Annotated in this window: 15 protein-coding genes; 8 read left to right on the top strand and 7 right to left on the bottom strand. The window is 70.7% G+C overall.

Annotated elements, in window-relative coordinates:
• Nucleotides 1-148: 148 nt before the first annotated feature.
• Nucleotides 149-940 (bottom strand): MBL fold metallo-hydrolase, encoded by a 792-nt coding sequence (locus ACZ3IG_RS08270; protein ID WP_467430074.1) that lies wholly within the window; start codon nt 938-940, stop codon nt 149-151.
• Nucleotides 937-1,383 (bottom strand): ester cyclase, encoded by a 447-nt coding sequence (locus ACZ3IG_RS08265; RefSeq protein ID WP_467430072.1) that lies wholly within the window; start codon nt 1,381-1,383, stop codon nt 937-939. Before ACZ3IG_RS08265 ends, ACZ3IG_RS08270 begins: the two co-directional genes overlap by 4 nt.
• A gap of 1,198 nt (nt 1,384-2,581) precedes the next feature.
• On the opposite strand from ACZ3IG_RS08265, the gene ACZ3IG_RS08260 reads away from it, so the two are divergent.
• Together ACZ3IG_RS08260 and ACZ3IG_RS08255 are read left to right on the top strand one after the other, a co-directional pair.
• Nucleotides 2,582-3,283 carry a TetR/AcrR family transcriptional regulator gene (locus ACZ3IG_RS08260; RefSeq protein WP_467430070.1) on the top strand — a complete coding sequence of 234 codons (702 nt, stop codon included), beginning with the start codon at nt 2,582-2,584 and terminating at the stop codon, nt 3,281-3,283.
• A 93-nt stretch (nt 3,284-3,376) separates the two neighbouring features.
• Complete coding sequence (locus tag ACZ3IG_RS08255) at nt 3,377-4,309, top strand: MBL fold metallo-hydrolase (protein ID WP_467430069.1); 933 nt, start codon at nt 3,377-3,379, stop codon at nt 4,307-4,309.
• Between the two features lie 413 nt (nt 4,310-4,722).
• On the opposite strand, the gene ACZ3IG_RS08250 is transcribed toward ACZ3IG_RS08255, so the two are convergent.
• Nucleotides 4,723-5,349 carry a TetR/AcrR family transcriptional regulator gene (locus ACZ3IG_RS08250; RefSeq protein ID WP_467430067.1) on the bottom strand — a complete coding sequence of 209 codons (627 nt, stop codon included), beginning with the start codon at nt 5,347-5,349 and terminating at the stop codon, nt 4,723-4,725.
• Here ACZ3IG_RS08250 and ACZ3IG_RS08245 point away from each other — a divergent pair.
• The 3 genes from ACZ3IG_RS08245 to ACZ3IG_RS08235 all read left to right on the top strand — a co-directional run bounded on the left by ACZ3IG_RS08245 (nt 5,330) and on the right by ACZ3IG_RS08235 (nt 7,786).
• Entirely contained in the window at nt 5,330-6,445 is a 1,116-nt protein-coding gene (locus ACZ3IG_RS08245; protein ID WP_467430065.1) for an amidohydrolase family protein, read from the top strand. The genes ACZ3IG_RS08250 and ACZ3IG_RS08245 overlap by 20 nt on opposite strands.
• 649 nt (nt 6,446-7,094) lie before the next feature.
• On the top strand, nt 7,095-7,397 hold the full coding sequence (locus ACZ3IG_RS08240; RefSeq protein WP_467430064.1) for an ArsR/SmtB family transcription factor: 303 nt from the start codon (nt 7,095-7,097) through the stop codon (nt 7,395-7,397).
• Nucleotides 7,394-7,786 carry a VOC family protein gene (locus ACZ3IG_RS08235; protein ID WP_467430063.1) on the top strand — a complete coding sequence of 131 codons (393 nt, stop codon included), beginning with the start codon at nt 7,394-7,396 and terminating at the stop codon, nt 7,784-7,786. The genes ACZ3IG_RS08240 and ACZ3IG_RS08235 overlap by 4 nt, the downstream gene beginning before the upstream one ends.
• Before the next feature lie 371 nt (nt 7,787-8,157).
• On the opposite strand, the gene ACZ3IG_RS08230 is transcribed toward ACZ3IG_RS08235, so the two are convergent.
• From ACZ3IG_RS08230 to ACZ3IG_RS08215, 4 genes are read right to left on the bottom strand one after another with little or no spacing between them, the layout of a single operon-like run.
• Nucleotides 8,158-9,189, bottom strand: coding sequence for a LacI family DNA-binding transcriptional regulator (locus tag ACZ3IG_RS08230; RefSeq protein WP_467430060.1), 1,032 nt, complete (start codon nt 9,187-9,189; stop codon nt 8,158-8,160).
• Complete coding sequence (locus ACZ3IG_RS08225) at nt 9,186-10,091, bottom strand: carbohydrate ABC transporter permease (RefSeq protein WP_467430059.1); 906 nt, start codon at nt 10,089-10,091, stop codon at nt 9,186-9,188. The genes ACZ3IG_RS08230 and ACZ3IG_RS08225 overlap by 4 nt, the downstream gene beginning before the upstream one ends.
• Nucleotides 10,088-11,014, bottom strand: coding sequence for a carbohydrate ABC transporter permease (locus ACZ3IG_RS08220; RefSeq protein ID WP_467430058.1), 927 nt, complete (start codon nt 11,012-11,014; stop codon nt 10,088-10,090). Before ACZ3IG_RS08220 ends, ACZ3IG_RS08225 begins: the two co-directional genes overlap by 4 nt.
• Nucleotides 11,011-12,324 (bottom strand): ABC transporter substrate-binding protein, encoded by a 1,314-nt coding sequence (locus ACZ3IG_RS08215; RefSeq protein ID WP_467430056.1) that lies wholly within the window; start codon nt 12,322-12,324, stop codon nt 11,011-11,013. The genes ACZ3IG_RS08220 and ACZ3IG_RS08215 overlap by 4 nt, the downstream gene beginning before the upstream one ends.
• Before the next feature lie 184 nt (nt 12,325-12,508).
• On the opposite strand from ACZ3IG_RS08215, the gene ACZ3IG_RS08210 reads away from it, so the two are divergent.
• From ACZ3IG_RS08210 to ACZ3IG_RS08200, 3 genes are all read left to right on the top strand, one after another.
• On the top strand, nt 12,509-14,530 hold the full coding sequence (locus ACZ3IG_RS08210; protein ID WP_467430055.1) for a beta-galactosidase: 2,022 nt from the start codon (nt 12,509-12,511) through the stop codon (nt 14,528-14,530).
• A gap of 118 nt (nt 14,531-14,648) precedes the next feature.
• Nucleotides 14,649-16,208, top strand: a complete 1,560-nt coding sequence (locus ACZ3IG_RS08205; RefSeq protein WP_467430054.1) for a glycosyl hydrolase 53 family protein — start codon at nt 14,649-14,651, stop codon at nt 16,206-16,208.
• A 77-nt stretch (nt 16,209-16,285) separates the two neighbouring features.
• Nucleotides 16,286-17,074: an OBAP family protein gene (locus ACZ3IG_RS08200; RefSeq protein WP_467430051.1), complete on the top strand. Its 789-nt coding sequence runs from the start codon at nt 16,286-16,288 to the stop codon at nt 17,072-17,074.
• The last annotated feature ends 21 nt before the right edge of the window (nt 17,075-17,095 follow it).

The following is a 17,095-nucleotide window of genomic DNA, read 5'->3' as shown; positions in this document are numbered from 1 at the left end:
ACCGGCAGGTGACCCAGGGTGGGTACCACGCGCGTGCGCCGGCCCGAGAGGTAGGGGGCGAGAGTCTTGAGTTCCGGGCCGCGCAGTGCCTTCCTTCATGCTGTGGTGCGCTGGACTCGGCCGACCTGGAGGCCGCGAGCGGACGGTGTCACGTGTCGGTCCGATGCTTCTCGTACAGGACGGGGTCGTGGGCGTTGACGATGACGAGGTCGGAATCGGCGCGCCGATGCAGCTCGGCGAGGCGGGCGTGGTTGGCCCGGACCTGTTCGAGGTCGTACGCGACGATCGTTTCCATGGCGCGGAGAGCGAGGGGCACTGGGGTGCGGCCGTCGAGGGTGCCGGGGTGGTAGAAGGCGTCGCCGGCGTGCAGAATCCAGCGCGTGCCGGCGTCGACGGCCACGCAGGCGTGACCGCGGGTGTGTCCGGGGAGGGAGACCAGGACGACGCCGGGCGCGACGGAGTCGAGCTCCTTGGCGGCGGCGAACCCGCGCCACGCCTCGCCGTCCGGGTTGTGCTCGACGATCGCCGGGCCGTGGGCCCATTGGGCGGCACGGAAGCGGAGTCGTTCGCGCCAGGAGGGGGCGTGGATCGCGCCGCGTGCCTCGGCCGCGGTGATGTGGACGGTGGCGTGCGGGAAGTCGGCGAGGCCGCCGATGTGGTCGGCGTCGAAGTGGGTGAGGACGATGTGCCGGACGTCGTCGCGGCGGAAGCCGAGGCGTTCGATCTGGCGGGCGGCGGTTTCCTCGGGGTCGAGGGCCGGCCTGATGAAATGGCGGGCCGGTCCCACGCGGCGCCCGGGAGCGGCAACGTCCTGGAGGCCGAAGCCGGAGTCGACGAGGACCAGGCCCTGTTCGTCCGTCTCGACGAGGAGAACGTGGCTGACCAGCCGGGGGCCGCTCCGCAGGTGCATGGTGCCGCAGTTGAGATGGTGGACCTTCACGGCAGTCCTGCTTTCGGCGTGTTGACGCGGGTGGGGTGCGGGGCGCCGCCGGCGTCTTCGACGAGTCCGCGCAGGCAGCGGGCGGCCAGGAACCAGTTGCGGGGGTCACGCCTGTTCAGGCCGTCGAGCAGCTGTTTCAGCAGTGTAAGGCTGTTGAAACAGATCCGCTCGCAGACCAGCGCCTCACCGCCGTTCCCGTCGTCGTCGAAGATGAAGTACGCGGTCATGCGGCCCCGGAAGCGGTTGCCGGTGTGTGTGGGAATCGCGCCCAGTGGGCCGAGGTGGGTGCCGAGCAGCCGGGATGCGACGATGACGGCGTCGTCGCTGTGGCGCAGGGCGATGATCTCCTGGTCCTGGTCCTGGTCCTGGTCCTGGTCCGGGAAGGCGATACGCCTGTCGCGGTAGTAGCCGCGGACGGCTGTGTTTCCGTCGTGGACCTGCATGGTCGGGATCGGCTCGTAGTGCGGGTGCGGGAAGGCGGCGAGGGCGTCGTCCCAGTCCTGGCGGACCTCGTCGTGGAAATGGTCCAGGACGAGCTTCTGCTGGGCCTTGCGGGTCTCTTCGGTGGTCGAGACGGGCGAGATGGCTGAGGGCCGTGCCGTGCTCGGTGAGCATCAGAGACCGCACCCGGCTGGGGGTGCGGCGGGTCAGCGCCGCGAAGTACGGCGTGTTCCGGCCGAGTCCGACCTCGCTCGGCTCGAACAGCGGCCCGCCGCCCGTCGCTCTCCGTCCACCGCACCACGAGCGTGCGGTTGGTGATGGCGAGGAAGCGGGGCGATGGCCAGGGAGGCGCGGGAAAGGCCGAACCTCGTTGGGCAGGGCAGGGTTACCAGGTCGCAGGTGGTGACGCTGTCCGGAGTGCCGGTTGCCGTGAATACGGCGCGCGGCGCCGCCGCCCGCGTACGGGCCCCACGCGGGCTGGGCGCCGTAGCCGCCCGGCACGTCGTTCAGGCCGTCGAGGGTGGTGATCGGGGCGCCGAGGGTCGGCATGTCGAGGACGTCGGTGTCCTGCCAGGCATGCTTCATCGGTCGGTCCTCCCTGGTCAGCCGGTCCGGTGGATGGGGTTCGTGCCGTCGAGCGCGCCGCGCCGCTGCTGCCGCCCGTTCCCGAGCGCCGTTTCGCCGTCCAGCTCGCGCGGAGGGCGGGTGCGCCAGTCATCGGGACGGGCTCGCCGTCGGCAGCGGATTGTCTGCGAAGCCTCGGCGCCGAACCGGCCGCGTACGGCCAGGGCCTGACCGGCAGGGTCCGCGAACTCGGCGCGGGCCCCGTCACCGCGGCGCTGGATCCGCACGGCACGGACACGGTGCACGTCGCTCGCGAGTGGGAGCGCCGGACGGCCGCATCTGCACCATCGCCGGCCAGGTCGACAGGGCGCTTCCCGCCAACGGCGCGGACGCCGCCCCCCGTTGCCCTGGAGAACATCGCGCGCCTTGTCGCGGCCGGCGCGGCCGGGGCTGGACGCCGACAGCAGGGCCACTGGGCCGCGGTCACTGAGTTGGACTGTACTGTAAAGTCTAAACTGCGACGCGGGAAGGACGGCCTGGCTGATCGGGCCGGACCGCCCATCGATGGCCGTGCCGGTGCCGCCGTGGCGTCTCCGGCAGGCCGGGGAATCAGCGGGTGAGTGGGGGCGAAACGGCGTGACCGAACAGCCGAGCACGGACCTGTCGAGTCCGGACAGGGCGGGAGCGCGGCGGAAGGGGAGCGGACGCCGAAGGTCCGCCTCCGACGCGAAGATCCTCGCGGCCGCGAAGGAACTCTTCCTGACCGACCGCTACGAAGGCGTCACCCTGGAGCGGATCGCCGAGTGCGCCGGGGTCTCGAGGCAGACCGTCTACAACCGTTTCGGTTCGAAGGAGACGGTCTTCCGGGAGATGACGCGCCATCACTGGTCGGCGTTCGCCGGGCCGGGCCGGCCGCTCGTGGAGTGCGACGCCGAGCAGACCGCCGAGGACGTCCTACGCTCCTTCGCACGGTCACTTCAGCGTTTCGCCACCGAGACGGACCAGATCCGTTTCGCCCGGCTGGTGGTGAGCGAGTCCGGGCGGTTGCCGTGGATCGCCGACGAGTTCTACCAGGTGGGCAAGGGGCCCATCGCGGAAGCGTTCGCCGGCTGCCTCGACACTCTGGTCCGCACCGGCCGTCTGCGATGCGCGGACACCTATCTGGCGGCGCGTCAGTTCATGGGTCTGGTGCAGGAGTTCCTCGTCTGGCCCCGGGTCATGGCCTTCGACGAGGAGACCGCCGTCCAGCCCTCCGCGGAAGTGGTGATCGAGGAAGCCGTACTCAGCTTCCTGGCCCGCTACGCTCCCGCGTCCCACGGCCCAGCGCAGTCTGCCTGAGCCGTACGCTCCACCGCACTCCGCACTCCGCACTCCGCACTCCGCACTTCCGTAACCGCATCCGAACCGTTCAGCGATTCCGGAGTACCCCTCATGCCCGCACACGCCATCTCCCTCGGCGACGTCACGATCACGCGCGTCGTCGAGTGGTCCGGCCCCATCCGTACCGCCCGCTTCATCATCCCGGACAGCGACGAGGAAACCTGGCGGGACAACCAGGAGTGGCTGGCCCCGGACTTCTGGACCCCCGCCGACGACGCCTACCACTGCCACATCCAGACCTGGGTCCTGCGCAGCGAGGGCAGGACCATCCTGGTGGACACCGGCGTCGGCAACGACCGGGAGCGCCCGCAGATCCCGCAGTTCGCCGGACTGTCGACCGGCTACCTCGCCCGCCTGCGCGAGGCCGGCGTCGCGCCCGAGGACGTCGACGTCGTGGTCAACACGCACATCCACTACGACCACGTCGGCTGGAACACCCAACTGCGCGACGGGGAATGGGTGCCCACCTTCCCCAATGCCACCTACCTGATCCCCCGCGCCGACAACCTCTACTTCGACCCGGAAAACCCCCGCCGCAGCAGGGCCCCGCGCGACGACCACGAACGCCTCCGCTGGGAGGGCAGCAAGCTCGTGTTCAACGACAGCGTCGCCCCCATCCACCGCGCCGGACAGGCGCTCCTGTGGGAAGACGCCCACCGCATCGACGGCAACCTGCTGCTGGAGGCCGCACCGGGGCACACCCCCGGTTCGTCTGTCCTCACCCTCCGCTCGGGCACCGACCGCGCCGTCTTCGTCGGGGACATGCTGCACAGCCCCGTCCAGGTCCTCGAACCCGGCTGGAACAGCTGCTTCTGCGACGACCTCCCGCTCGCGGCCAGAACCCGCCGCGCCTATCTCTCCCGGGCCGCCGAGACACGGGAACTCGTCATCCCGGCCCACTGGCCGGGACACGGAGCCGCCGAAGTCCGCGAGAACGGCGACGGCTTCGACATCACCGCGTGGGCCGCCTTCCCGCGCGGCTGACACGGACGAACGGCAGCGGCCGGGTGCTCTGCTCGACCTCGCCGCTGCCCCGGGAGGACGTGTCCGCGGCTTCTTCGCGCGAAGGCGGCGGCCCCCACACCTGGGATCACGGCGGCGGAGACCGACGCCGTTTCCCACGGCACACTGCCAGGAAGGACGGCCTGCTCGCCGCGGGCGCCGCTGCCATCCCACCGATCACACGGACGTCGTCCAAGCCGTCCACACCGCACCGGCGGAGCCGGCGCCGGCATCATCCCCGATCTCGTCGTGGGCCCCGGCGGGCAACATCTTTCGGCTGCGACCCGCCGGCGGAACACCGGACGCGCAAGACCGCCGTCACGACCCGGGAAGCTGGTCGCCAGGAAGCGGCAACTCACGCTCTTGACCAGGCAGAGTTGTCGGTCTTGAGGCTCTCATGACGTCAGCAGGGGCAGCAGAACCTCGTCCACGACGGACACGACGTCGTCCTGGGACACACTCCCGGTCTCAAGGCACTCGGCGATGATCAGGCGCGGGCCTACGGCTGCGATGCGTGCCGTCACCCTGGCCGGGCTGACCTGGCCCTGGTCGGCGAAACCGCGGATGCACTCGAGCAGGGTGCCCCGGTGGGGACGGCTGACCTGGTCCATGATCCGGTGGAAAAGTTCAGGGTGGCGGGCACGCTGGAGCAGCAGGGGCCACAAAGCACGTCCACGCGGCTCGTCCAGAACCTGGGCAAGGGTTGAGAGGATCATGATCAGATCTCCGCGCAGCGTGCCGGTGTCCGGCACCACGGGCTTGGCCAGGCCAACCTCATAATCCTTGAGCGCCGCGAGGACGAGTTCGGCCGTGGTGCTCCAGCGGCGGTAGAGCACGGACTTACCGGTGCCCGCGGCCGACGCCACCGACTCGAAGCTCAGCTCCTCGAAGCTCGTCTCCGCAAGCTCCCGCAGTGTCGCTTCGTAGATCGCCTGGGTCAGTTCCGTGCCACGCCGACGCGTGGGCCGTTCCGCGGCAACAGTGTCACGGACGTTCGAACGGGTGGCTGAGGAGCGGCTCATCGTGTCCTTTATAGCCGCTCACTTGGGACCGCGTCACGTCGAGCGCTCCTGGTACAGTCAAGTTAAGAAACAATATTGTCCTCTATCTGGGGTGGCTGCCATGCGGATCATCACGCTCGAAGAGCACTTCGCGGACCCTGCGCTCACGGCGGCGAGCAGTCCGGCCATCAACCGGCTCGCCCCGAACTTCGCTGCGGCTTACGCAGCCGGAACCGGGTTCGCCGGCTCGCTGCAGAGTGAGTCCATGCTGCTGGACCTCGGTGAGAAGCGGATCGCGGACATGGACCGGAACGGCATCACCACCCAGGTCCTGTCCTGCCTGTGGGCGCAGCAGGCCCCGGCCGACGTGGCGCCGGAACTCGTCCGCGCCGCGAACGACACCGCCGCGCAAGCGGTCAACGCGTTCCCCGGGCGCTTCGCCGCGTTCGCCGCTCTGCCGACCGCCGCTCCTGAGGCCGCCGCGCATGAACTGGAACGCTGCGTGAGCGAACTGGGCTTCGTCGGGACGCTGATCAACGGGCGCACAGAGGGCGAGTTCCTGGACGCTCCGCGATTCGACCCCGTCCTGGCCACGGCCAACCGCCTCGGTGTGCCCGTCTACCTGCACCCCGCGATGCCGCCGCGCGCCGTCACCGAGGCCAGCTACGAGGGCCTTCCCCCGCTTGTGACCGGCAGACTTCAGACCGCGGCGTGGGGGTGGCACGTGGAGACCGCGGAGCACTTCATCCACATGGTGCTCTCCGGTGTCTTCGACAAGTACCAGGACCTCCAGGTCATTCTCGGTCACTGGGGCGAGATGATCCCGTTCTATCTCGACAGGATCGAGGAGTTGCTGCCTCAGGAGATCACGCAACTCGACCGACCGTTCACGGACTACTTCAAGCACCATGTCCACATCACGCCCAGCGGCATGTGGAACCAGGCGCAGTTCCGGTTCTGCGTGGAGACGCTCGGCGTCGAGCGCATCGCCCTCGCGGTCGACTATCCGTTCGTGGGAAACGAAGGCGTAGCGGCCTTCCTCGAGGAGGCGGACATGAGTGTCGAGGACAAGAACCGCATCGCCCACGGTACCGCCGAACGGCTCCTCGGTCTCTGAGAGGGCGCCTTTATACAGGTCAAGCCCTATGCACCCCGCTCGCCCCTGACCGACTTCGAGGGCTTTCGTCTCTGCCCGACCCGGCACCGTGGACACTGTGGCCCGCAGGTGCTCAAAGGGGAGTGACTCCCCAGGTTCGGGACTGTGGAGCGTGCGGGTCCGGGGGCGAGTGCTACACCGACTCTCCCCGCCGGCCGGCTGCGTTTCGCGGGTCGCGAGTTCGGCGGGACCGATCCGCCGCGCCCACTGGGCGCGCAACTCGTCGAAGATCGCTTCACCTTGTCGCAGCACTTCGAGCCCGAGTGCGGTGACGTGAAGGCGTTCGCGACGGGCGTCCAGGGGGTCCGTGTCGCGTGCCACGCATCCGCGTTCCCGCAGCACCGCGATGAGTTTCGCCGCAGCCTGCTTGGAGACCGACAGGCGTCGGCCCAGTTTTGGAGCGGGGTGGCCGAAACCGGCCCCTGACCGTTCCTGAGGGCTTCACGGCCGGCATGCGCCGGCCGTGACCGTCCACCCTTGGCACCGGCGGGTGCGAGGGCGGGCCAGAGGTGCCCCCAGCTCTCAGCCCAGCCCAGCCCAGCCCGCCGCGCCAGTGCGGGTGCCGGACGTCGACTTGATAGGCAAGTCGACACTTGCCTATTCTGTGGTCGTGGCCGACGAGATTTTCAAAGCACTGGCCGACGCCACCCGCCGCACCATCCTCGACGTGATCGCGGAGAGATCCGGGCAGACGCTGTTCGAGATCTGCTCGCGGCTGAGCACGCGACATCGGCTCGACATCTCGCGCCAGGCGGTCTCCCAGCACCTCGCCGTGCTGGAGGCGGCCGGGCTCGTCGAGACCAGGCGGGAGGGCCGCTACAAGTTCCACGACCTGAACACGGCCCCGCTGCGGCAGATAGCCGAGCGATGGCCCGTGCCCGGCACCTCCGCACCAGAAGAGAGCACCCCATGAAGATCCACCTGACCAGCATCTTCGTCGACGACCAGGCCAAGGCCCTGGACTTCTACACCCGGGTCCTCGGCTTCGTGAAGAAGTACGACGTCCCGCTGGGCGGCGAGGACCGGTGGCTGACCGTCGTCTCGCCCGACGCGCCCGACGGCGTCGAACTCCTCCTGGAGCCCTCCGGCCACCCGGCCGTCAAGCCCTACCGCGACGCGCTCGTCGAGGACGGCATCCCGCTCGCCCAGTTCGCCGTCGACGATGTGACGGCGGAGTACGAACGGCTGCGCGGCCTCGGCGTCCGCTTCACCCAGGAGCCCCTGGAGGCGGGCCCCGTCACCACCGCCGTCTTCGACGACACCTGCGGCAACCTGATCCAGATCGCGACACAGCCTCAGTAGGCGGGCGGACTCCCTCGCAGCCGCGACGTCAGCCCTGGGGGACGCCCAGCGACTTGCCGGGGCCGACCAGTCGGTGCGGTCGCCGGGGGTGCTCTGCCGGGCGTACCGCAGGGTGTGGTCCCCGAAGAGAGCGAAGACCTGGAGACGGCCCTCGGGAGCGGCGTGGGTCTGCCACATGTGCTGGAGGGAGTCGTTCCGGCCGAGGGCGAAGACCTCCGGTCGGCCGGAGACGTTGCGGACGACTGCCGGGTCGCCTGCCGGGCCGTAGTCGCCGCGGCAGAACGCCTTGAGCCGCCCGTCGCAGTCCATGAGGACCACGGGCGGCCCCGCCACGTCGAACAGGTGGTGGCCCGGCCGGGCCGGACAGCGGCTCAGGCGGACTCCCGCACCACCAGCTCCGTCGGCAGGATCACCGCCGCCGGGTCCTCGCCGCCGACCTGGGCGAGCAGCACCCGTACCATCTCCGAACTGATCCGGTCCCACGGCTGCCGGATGGTCGTCAGCGCCGGGCTCGCCGCCGGCGCGGCGGGGGAGTCGTCGAAGCCGCCGACGGACACGTCCTGCGGCACGCGCCGCCCGGCCCGCCGCAGCGCCGCGAGCACGCCCTGCGCCATGAGGTCCGAGGCGACGAACACGGCGTCCAGGTCGGGCGCCCGCGCGAGCAGCAGCTCGGCGCCCGCCTCGCCGCTGGCCCGGCTGTAGTCGCCGGAGGCGATGAGCCGGTCGTCGACCGGAAGACCCGCCCCGGTCAGCTCCTCCTGGTAGCCGGCGAGCCGTTCGACACCACCGGGCGTGTCCAGCGGACCGGTGACCATGCCGATCCGGCGGCGGCCGAGCGCGAGCAGATGCCGCACCATGTCCCGCGCACCGTCCCGGTCGTTGGCGGCCACGTAACTCACCTTGGAGCCGAGCCCGATCGGCTTGCCGCAGGCGACCAGCGGCACCCCCGCCTCCAGCAGCTCCTGCGCCACCGGATCGCCGGAGTGGCTGGAGACCAGGAGCACTCCGTCGACGTGCCCCGCGGTGATGTACCGCGTGATGCGCCGTCGTTCGTCGTCCGTTCCCGCCAGCATCAGCAGCAGCGGGATGTCGTGCGCGGCCAGCGCCTGGGTGCAGCCGCGCAGCAGGACGTTGAAGTTGGGGTCCTCGAAGAAGCGTTCCTGGGGTTCCGTCAACAGGAAGCCCACCGAGTCCGACCGGCCGGTGATCAGCGAGCGCGCGTGCCGGTTCACCACGTACCCGGTCCTGCGGATCGCGGCGTTGACCGCATCCTGCGCCGCCGGGCTCACGTAGTGCCCGCCGTTGAGGACGCGCGAGACGGTGCCGCGCGAGACACCCGCCTCGCGCGCCACGTCGTGGATGGTCGGTGGTCTGGGCCGGCCCCCTGCCTTGCTCATGGTCATGACTTTACGGCCCCGGACAGCAGGTCCAGACTCCAGAACCGCTGGACGACCAGGAACAGCGCCACCAGCGGGAACACCGCGAGGAAGGCGCCGGTGACCACCAGCGTGTACAGGGCGGGCGTGTTCGCCCCCTGCTCCAGCAGCGTGTACAGGCCGAGGGTGATCGGGAACTTCTCGTCGTCGCTGAGCATGATGTACGGCAGCAGGAAGTTGTTCCAGATCGCCACGAACTGGAAGAGGAAGACCGTCACCAGGCCCGGCACCATCATCGGCAGCGCGATCCGGGTGAAGATCCGCCACTCGCTCGCGCCGTCCATCCGCCCGGCCTCGACCACGTCCGCCGGGACGGCCGCGGCGGCGTAGACACGGGCCAGGTAGACGCCGTACGGGGAGAGGATCTGCGGCAGCAGCACGGACAGGTAGGAGTCCGTCAGGTCGGCCTGGGCCAGCAGCAGGTACTGCGGGACGGCGAGGATCACCGGCGGCATCAGCACCCCGGCCAGCAGGACGTTGAACATCGCCTCCCGGCCGCGGAAACGGTAGACCGCCAGCGCGTACCCGGCGCACGCCGACACGGCCGCGGAGAGCAGGGCGCCGGCCACGGCGTACAGGGCGGAGTTGCCCATCCACTGCCAGTACACGCCGTCGCGGTAGGCGCTGAGGTCGGACAGGTTCTCGGTGAATCCGCTGCCCGGCAGGAAGGTGAAGGTGGAGAACAGCTCGCTGCCCGACTTGGTGGAGGCGATCACCACCCAGGCCACGGGCAGCAGACAGTAGACCGCGCCGAGCAGCAGCGTCACGGTCGGGACCAGGGCGATCCGCCGGCGGCGCGGCGGTCCCTGGGCGGCGTCGGGGGTGGTGCCCGCGGCGGGCGCGGACTCGCGCAGGGCGAGGGAACTCATCGGGCCGCCTCCTGCTTCTGACGACGGTTCGCGGCCCGCAGAAAGCCGAAGGACAGCAGCAGCGTGACCAGCGCGATGATGGTGGCCTGGGCCGCGGCGGCGTAGATGTCGCCCTTGCCGAAGGCGTCCTGGTACACCTTCATCAGCGGACTCCAGGTGGTGGACACGGAGTTGGTGAGCGGTTTGAGGGTGGTGGGCTCGTTGAACACCTGGAGCGTGGCGATGATCGAGAAGAAGAAGGTCAGCACCAGCGAGGGGGCCACCATCGGGATCTTGATCCGCAGCGCGATCTGGAGCGGGCCGGCGCCGTCCAGCTTCGCCGCCTCGTACACCTCGGCCGGGATCGACCGCAGCGAGGTGTAGATGACGATCATGTTGAAGCCGGTGCCGCCCCACACCGCGATGTTCGACAGGGCGAGGTAGAGCGGACCGCCGTCCAGCAGGTCCGGCTGTGGCAGCCCCAGTTCGTCGAGCACGAAGTAGAACGGGCTGACGTCCGGCAGGTACAGGAAGCCCCACAGCAGCGCCGCGACCACACCGGGGACGGCGTACGGCAGGAAGATCGCGAGCCGGGTGAGCGGGGCGAGCCGTACCCGCTCGGAGTCGAGCATCAGCGCGAACAGCAGCGCCAGGCCCAGCATCACGGGGACGACGATCGCGCCGTAGCCGAGGACGCGCAGCGCGCCGCTGAGCAGCTCGCTGTCGCTGAGGGCGGCGGTGTAGTTCTCCAGGCCGGCCCAGACCTCGGTGCGGGCGCCCGAGCCCAGGCCGAGACCGGAGACCCGCACCTTGCGGAAGCTGAGCCAGACCGCGTAGCCGATGGGCAGCGCGAAGAACAGGGCGAACAGGAGCGTCGCCGGGAGGAGGAAGGCGTACGGGGCGGTCCTCACCCCGTACGGCCTGCGGCGTGCCGTGCTGGTCACCGGGCGACCTCGAAGCCCTGCTTCTCCAGGTCGGCGACGGTGTCGTCCCGCATGGCGGCCAGGGCGGCGGTGAAGTCGGACTTGTTCTTGGCGGCGGCGCCGAAGGCGTCCTTGAACGCCGTGTAGGCGACGTTGACGTTCGGGCCCCAGGCGGACGGCGCGGTGGTCCCCGCGATCTCGGCGGCCTTGCTCCAGAAGTCCTCCTGGTGGGAGAAGTACTCCGGCGGCTCGGCGAAGGCGCCGCTGGTCTGGGCGGCGGTGGCGGCCGGGTAGATGCCGCTCTCCTCGGCGAGCGCGTTCAGGGCCTCGCCGTCGGTGTTCAGCCAGGTGGCGAACTTCGCGGCGGCCTCCTTGTCGCCGGAGTCCGTGGTGACGCCGGTGGAGGAGCCGCCCCAGCTGCCGGTGACGTCCTCGCCGCCGGACCACTGGGGGAGCGGTGCCATGGCCCACTTGCCGGCGGTGTCGGGCGCGGCGGTGGTCAGGGTGCCCGGCGCCCACACGGCGCTGACCCAGGCGATCTGCTTGCCGGTGTTGAGCGCCTTGTTCCAGGCCGGGGTGTACATCGGCTGGTTGTCGATGGCGCCCTCCTTGACGAGCCCGCCCCAGAACTCGGCGACCTTCCTGGTCGCCGCGTCGTCGATGCCGACCTTCCACTTCTCGCCCTCGGTGGTCCACCACCGGGCGCCGGCCTGCTGGGCGAGACCGGCGAAGAGCCCGGAGTCGTTGGCGGAGAAGGTGGTGAGGTCCGCCTCCGGCGCCCTCTTCTTCAGCGCCCGGGCGGTCTCGGCGAACTCGTCCCAGGTGGCGGGGACTTCGAGGCCGTACTTCTCGAACAGGTCCGCGCGGTAGTAGAACATCATCGGCCCGATGTCCTGCGGCACCGCGTAGACCGCGTCGGTGCCCAGCGTGGTCTGCTGCCAGACGCCCTCGGCGAACGCGGCCTTCGCGTCACCGACCTCGCCGGATATGTCGGCCAGCGCGTCATTGCTGACCAGCGTGGGCAGCGCCTGGTACTCGGCCTGGACCAGGTCGGGGGCCTCGCCGGCCTTGTGCGCGGTGAGGATCTTGGTGACCAGCGTGTCGCCGGACGCCTGCTTCTTCACCGTGACGCTGATCTGCTCCTTCTTGCCCGGCCCCTTGTTCCACAGGTCGACGACCTTGTCCATGCCGGGCGTCCAGGTCCAGTACGTGAGCGAAACGGGACCCGATCCGGCCCCGTCGTCCTCCGATCCGCAGGCGGCGAGCGCGGTGGCGCCGAGCGCGACGGCGACGGCGGTGGCCACGAGGCGACGGTGCTTCGTGTGCGGCATGGATATCTCCCCTGAAAACAGGGTCCTCGCACATCACGAGGACCTGCCATGCGTCTGTGAGCGTTCACAGTAGAGAAACGTCCCGGACACTTGTCAATGGTTGTTGCTGTGCGGTTATGTTGGGCTCGCACCGTCCATCATGTGTGTGCACGTTCCCAAATGATCGATCGACCGGGAGACTTACATGCCGGAGACCACCCCCAAGGGCCTCACCGGGCTCGCCTTCGGCGGGGACTACAACCCCGAGCAGTGGCCGGAAAGCGTCTGGACCGAGGACGTCCGGCTGATGCGGGAGGCCGGCGTCTCCATGGTGAGCGTGGGGATCTTCTCCTGGGCGCTGCTGGAGCCCGCGCCGGGGACGTACGACTTCGGCTGGCTCGACCGGGTGCTGGACCTGCTGCACGCGGGCGGCATCCGCGTCGATCTCGGCACCCCCACCGTGGTCCCCCCGGTCTGGTTCTTCCGGGCCCACCCCGAGGCGCTGCCCGTCACCGCCGACGGCAGGCGCTACGAGTTCGGCTCCCGCGGCGCCATCTGCCACAGCAACGCGGACTACCGGGCCGCCGCCGCGAACATCACCACCAAGCTCGCCGAGCGCTACGCCGACCACCCCGCGCTCGCCCTGTGGCACGTCCACAACGAGTACGGCGTCCCCGTCTCCGCCTGCTACTGCGACTCCTGCGCCGCGCACTTCCGCCGCTGGCTGGCGGCGGAGTACGGCACGGTCGACGCGGTCAACGAGGCGTGGGGCACCGCGTTCTGGGGCCAGCGCTACGGCGGCTTCGACGAGATCAACCCGCCGCGGCTGACCCCCACGGCCGGCAACCCGGCCCAGGCGCTGGACTACAAGCGGTTCGCCGACGCCACCATCCGCGAGAACTTCCGCGCCGAACGCGACATCCTGCACCGCCTGGCACCCGGCGTCCCGGTCACCACCAACTTCATGACCGCCCTCAGCCAGTGCGACTCGATCGACTACTGGGCCTGGGGCCGCGAGGTCGACCTGGTCACCAACGACCACTACCTGATCACGGACGGCCGCCGCACCCACGTCAACCTCGCCATGGCCGCCGACCTGACCCGCTCGGTGGCGGGCGGCGCCCCCTGGCTGCTGCTCGAACACTCCACCTCGGGCGTCAACTGGCAGCCGCGCAACCCGGCCAAGACCCCCGGCCAGATGGCCCGCAACTCCCTCGCCCACGTGGCCCGCGGCTCCGAGGGCGCGATGTTCTTCCAGTGGCGGCAGTCCCGGCGCGGCGCCGAGAAGTTCCACTCGGCGATGCTGCCGCACGGCGGCACCGACACCCGCGTCTGGCGCGAGGTCGTCGGGCTCGGCGCGTCACTCGACGCACTGCGCGAGATCCGCTCCACCCGCACCGTCGCCGACGTGGCGGTCCTGTGGGACTGGCACTCCTGGTGGGCGCAGAACCTGGAGTGGCGGCCCAGCGAGGACCACGACGCCCGCGAACGCGCCGACGCCTTCTACGAGGCGCTCTACGACCGCCACCTCACGGTCGACTTCGCCCATCCGGAGGCCGACCTGTCGGCCTACCCCCTGGTCGTGGTGCCCGCGCTGTACCTGATGACCGAGGCGGCCGGCCGCAACCTCACCCGGTACGTGGAGGGCGGCGGCACGCTGGTGGTGTCGTACTTCTCCGGCGTCGTCGACGAGCACGACGCCGTCCACGAGGGCGCCTGCCCCGGCGCGCTGCGGGACGTGCTCGGCCTGACCGTCGAGGAGGTCTCACCGCTGCTGGCGGGCGACACCGTCCGGGTCACCGGCCCCGACGGCACCGGCCTGGCCGCCGACGTCTGGACCGAGTTCGTGGTCCCGCGCGGCGCCGAGACGGTGTGGACGTACGCGGACGGCCCGGCCGCCGGCCACCCCGCCGTCACCCGGCACCGCCTCGGCGAGGGCACCGCCTGGTACGTCTCCACCCGCCTGGACGCCGACGGCCTGGACGCGGTGCTGGCCCGGGCCGCCGAGGACGCGCGCGTCCCGGCCCGTCCCGACCTGCCCCGGGACGTCGAGGTGGTGCGGCGCGCCGGCGAGTCGGGCAGCTACCTCTTCGCGATCAACCACACCGGCACCGACGCCAAGGTGCCCCTGGACACGCCCGGCACCGAACTGCTGACGGGCGAGAGCGCCGCGGGCCGCATCGAGGTTCCCGCGGGGGCCGTACGGGTCGTCCGGCTCGACGGCTGAACCAACGGCCCCCGGCACGTTCGCGGGCCTGGGGGCCGCCCGCACCACCCACGGGCGGAGGGCCACTCGGTCCCTCCGCCCGGTACCTTCCCCCACGTCGAAGGGACGACGGACGATGATGTTCCATCCCAGACGCACGCTCAGGGCCCTGCTGCTGCCGCTGGCCGCGGGGCTCGCCCTCACCCTGCCGCCCGCGCCCGCGGCGCAGGCGGCGAGCACCCTCACCAACGGCGGTTTCGAAGCCGACGGCACCGGCGCGGCCACCCCCGCCGGCTGGTCGGAGTACGGCTCGGCCGGCGCCTCCTACGTCGAGGCGGGCGGTCACGGCGGCGGCCACCGGCTGAGCCACTGGGCGTCCACCGCCTACCGGACGGAGACCTACCAGTACCTCTCCGGCCTCGCCAACGGCAGCTACCGGCTCACCGCCTGGGTCCGCTCCGGCGGCGGCCAGAACTCCGCGTACATAGCGCTCAAGAACTGCGGCGGCGCCGAACAGCGCACCGGCCTCCCGGTCTCCGCGAGCGGCTGGATCCGGATCGTAGTGCCGGTCACCGTCACCACCAACCAGTGCACCGTCAGCATCAGCAGTGACGCCAACGCGGGCAACTGGATCAACGTCGACGACCTGACCTTCGCCCCCGGCACCGGCGGCACCACCGTGCACGGCGCCGACATCTCCTCCCTCGCCAAGAGCGAGGCACGGGGCGGCACCTACCGCACCGGCTCCGGCTCCACCGCCGACCCGCTCACCGTCCTGCGGTCCGCCGGCATGGACCACGCCCGTCTGAAGGTCTGGGTGAACCCGGCCGACGGCTACAACGACAAGGCCCACGTCCTCGCCCTGGCCAAGCGGATCAAGGCGCAGGGCATGAAGCTGCTGGTCGACTTCCACTACTCGGACTCCTGGGCCGACCCGGGCAAGCAGACCAAGCCGGCCGCCTGGGCCTCGCACTCCTACGCCCAGCTGAAGACGGACGTGTACAGCCACACGTACGACGTGCTGAACGCGCTGAAGGCCCAGGGCACCACCGCCGACATGGTCCAGATCGGCAACGAGATCAACGGCGGCATGCTGTGGGACGAGGGCGCCACCGGCAACTGGTCCCAGCTCGCCGGACTGCTCAACTCCGGCTACGACGCGGCCAAGGCGGTCAGCCCCGCCACGACCGTGGCACTGCACCTGGCCGAGGGCGGTGACCTGGAGGGCACCCGCTGGTGGTTCGACTCGGCCGTCGCGAACGGTGTGCGGTTCGACGCCGTCGGCCTGTCGTACTACGGGTACTGGCACGGGGCGCTGTCCGACTTCCAGACCACCCTGGACGACGCCGCCGCCCGCTACGGCAAGCCGGTCTTCGTCGCCGAGACGGCCTACCCCTTCCGCCTCGACAGCGAGGACGCGCAGGAGAACATCATCGACCTCGACGGGGAACTCGTCCCCGGCTACCCGGCCACCACCGCCGGGCAGACGAGGTGGATGAACGACGTCGCGAGCATCGTGGAGGCCGTACCGAACGGCCGCGGCCTGGGCGTCTTCTACTGGGAGGCCACCTGGACCGCCGTCACCGGCAACGGCTGGGACCCCACCGACCCCGCCTCCGGCAACGGCTGGGAGAACCAGGCCCTCTTCGGCTACGACGACCGGGCCCTGCCGGCGATGAGCTGGTTCGGCCACCGCTGACCCGTCCCGCCCGCCGCGCCCCCGGCAGATCTTGCCGCACCGGATGCGGAACACCGTGTTCGGGGTACTCGCCGCCCATGGCACTCACACACGGCGCATCCCGCCCGCACGGCTCCGGCCCAGGGCCCGCCGCGAGCATCGGCATCGGTGTCGCGGCGGGTGTGACGGCCGCGGCCGGTCTGCTGTTCGGCCGCAAGGCCGCCACGATCAGCAAGGTCGGCAAGGGCCACCCGCTCAAGCACCGCGCGCTGGACCTCGCGGCCGGCGCCGTGCAGCCGAAATACCCACTGGACGCGATGAGCACCTACCTCAACGGCTTCCACATGTACGCCGACGACATGGGCCGCCAGGTCGAGGCCACCCACTTCTGCATCCATCTCCAGCACGACCTGCACCAGTGCGTGATCTTCGACCGCAACGCGCCCGACGCCCGTCTGATCGGCATCGAGTACATCATCAGCGAGGAGCGGTTCCGCGGGCTGCCCGAGGACGAGAAGCGGCTGTGGCACAGCCACCACTACGAGGTCTCCTCGGGCAGCCTCACCGCCCCCGGCATCCCCGACATGGCCGAGCACGCCTACTTCGAGGACCTCGTGACGACCTACGGCAAGACGTTCCACACCTGGCAGTACGACCGTGACGACTTCCCCTACGGCATCCCGCAGCTGATGATGGGCTTCACCGGGGACGGACAGCTCGCGCCGGACCTGGTCCGGGCCCGGGACGAGAGGCTCGGCGTCTCGACGTCCCGCAAGCGGCGCGGCCGGGCGGACATCCCGGTGCCGGACGTGGCACCGGGCGCCAACGCGTGGGAGAGCGGCCGGACCGTGCGGACCCGCCTCGAAGAGGTGGACTTCAAGCGGTAACCGCCGCGCCGGTCCGGCCGG

Source organism: Streptomyces sp. NPDC016677 (genome assembly GCF_055562815.1).
The sequence above is the reverse complement of the archived record's forward strand: the minus strand, read 5'-3'. Positions and strand labels throughout refer to the sequence as shown.

Bases quoted from the DNA above. Each gene is read 5' to 3' on its own strand.
- ACZ3IG_RS08230 (WP_467430060.1), bottom strand. From the start codon at position 9,189: ATGACCATGAGCAAGGCAGGGGGCCGGCCCAGACCACCGACCATCCAC.
- ACZ3IG_RS08210 (WP_467430055.1), top strand. From the start codon at position 12,509: ATGCCGGAGACCACCCCCAAGGGCCTCACCGGGCTCGCCTTCGGCGGG.
- ACZ3IG_RS08255 (WP_467430069.1), top strand. From the start codon at position 3,377: ATGCCCGCACACGCCATCTCCCTCGGCGACGTCACGATCACGCGCGTC.
- ACZ3IG_RS08265 (WP_467430072.1), bottom strand. From the start codon at position 1,383: ATGCAGGTCCACGACGGAAACACAGCCGTCCGCGGCTACTACCGCGAC.
- ACZ3IG_RS08250 (WP_467430067.1), bottom strand. From the start codon at position 5,349: ATGAGCCGCTCCTCAGCCACCCGTTCGAACGTCCGTGACACTGTTGCC.
- ACZ3IG_RS08235 (WP_467430063.1), top strand. From the start codon at position 7,394: ATGAAGATCCACCTGACCAGCATCTTCGTCGACGACCAGGCCAAGGCC.
- ACZ3IG_RS08215 (WP_467430056.1), bottom strand. From the start codon at position 12,324: ATGCCGCACACGAAGCACCGTCGCCTCGTGGCCACCGCCGTCGCCGTC.
- ACZ3IG_RS08225 (WP_467430059.1), bottom strand. From the start codon at position 10,091: ATGAGTTCCCTCGCCCTGCGCGAGTCCGCGCCCGCCGCGGGCACCACC.
- ACZ3IG_RS08200 (WP_467430051.1), top strand. From the start codon at position 16,286: ATGGCACTCACACACGGCGCATCCCGCCCGCACGGCTCCGGCCCAGGG.
- ACZ3IG_RS08205 (WP_467430054.1), top strand. From the start codon at position 14,649: ATGTTCCATCCCAGACGCACGCTCAGGGCCCTGCTGCTGCCGCTGGCC.